We start from the raw sequence: 1,088 nt of genomic DNA on the forward strand, positions 1-1,088 counted from the left end.
GCCTGGGTGGTGGGTCTGGAGGTTGGGTCCGGGTTGGGTCTGGGTTTGGGTCCGTGGGCCCTGTGGTGGGGGGTGGATGGTTCGTAATGTCTTCCATGTCAACAGGGACCACGGGGTCCACCACAGACATCCTCAGGAGGGGAACATCATGACTGCCAAGCTTGCTGCGAAGTACACCACCGCCGTTGCCACGCTGCGTGACCGTCAGGAGGCGGGCGCCACGGGTCTGGAGTACGCCGGCATGATCGCCGTTGCGGCGCTCGTTGTCGCGCTCATCTGGGGCGCCATCGACAAGGCAGGTGTCCCGGCGGCGGTCAAGACCGCCGTCGAGGACCTGTTCAAGCCGAACTGATCGTCGGGTCTCACGTAAACTCGTGGGAGTCGGGCTGTGTGCCTGGCTCCCACGAGTTTTTGGTGTCTGAGGGGGCACAGTGATGAGTTGTGTGCGTCGAGCGCGTCGTGAGGGTGGGCAGGCGGCCATGTGGCTGGTGCTCACGGTTGCGATCTGTTTGTTGGGGTTGGGGGTGACGGCGTATTCGCGTCTGGCCACGGCGGCTGATGAAGTGTCGGGGTTGCAGACGGCGGCGGATGCTGCGGCGTTGGCGGGGGCTCAGTCGATCGCCAAGGATGCGCCGTCGGCGCTCAAGGACGCGATCCTGGGTGGGTCGTCGTTGCCGTGTGGTTTGGGTCGGGCTGCGGCGCAGGATTTCGCGCAGCGCAATGACGCGACGGTGACGAGTTACTGCTACAGCCCGGTGGCGGACAAGGTCGAGGTCACGGTGCGCAGTGAGCGGGTGCTGGAGTCGGGTCAGAGGGAGAGCACTGACGCGGTGGCTGAGCTGGGGATCAAGTTGGGTCCGTGCAAGCTTCCTGACCCGCCGGAGGAGCCGGAGGAGCCCGAGCCCGAGCCGACGCCGACCGGGACGGAGTCACCGACGCCGACGCCGACTCCGACCCCGGATGATGTCGTGAAGAAGGGTCGCTGTGGTGACCTCGAGTTCGACGTGACCTTCCCTGGTGAGGGTGGTGGGCCGGTCATCGGTTGGGGCCAGTTCAAGGTCAACACCGAACCCAAACTCCGCGACTGA

2 protein-coding genes are annotated in these 1,088 nt (G+C 65.6%); both read left to right on the forward strand.

Annotation, left to right across the window (positions count from 1 at the left end):
• Positions 1-148: 148 nt before the first annotated feature.
• Positions 149-352, forward strand: coding sequence for a hypothetical protein (locus tag N803_RS17150; RefSeq protein ID WP_035907574.1), 204 nt, complete (start codon positions 149-151; stop codon positions 350-352).
• Between the two features lie 82 nt (positions 353-434).
• Positions 435-1,088, forward strand: coding sequence for a hypothetical protein (locus N803_RS17775; RefSeq protein WP_156969854.1), 654 nt, complete (start codon positions 435-437; stop codon positions 1,086-1,088).

Source organism: Knoellia subterranea KCTC 19937 (assembly GCF_000768685.1).
Lineage (GTDB): Bacteria > Actinomycetota > Actinomycetes > Actinomycetales > Dermatophilaceae > Knoellia > Knoellia subterranea.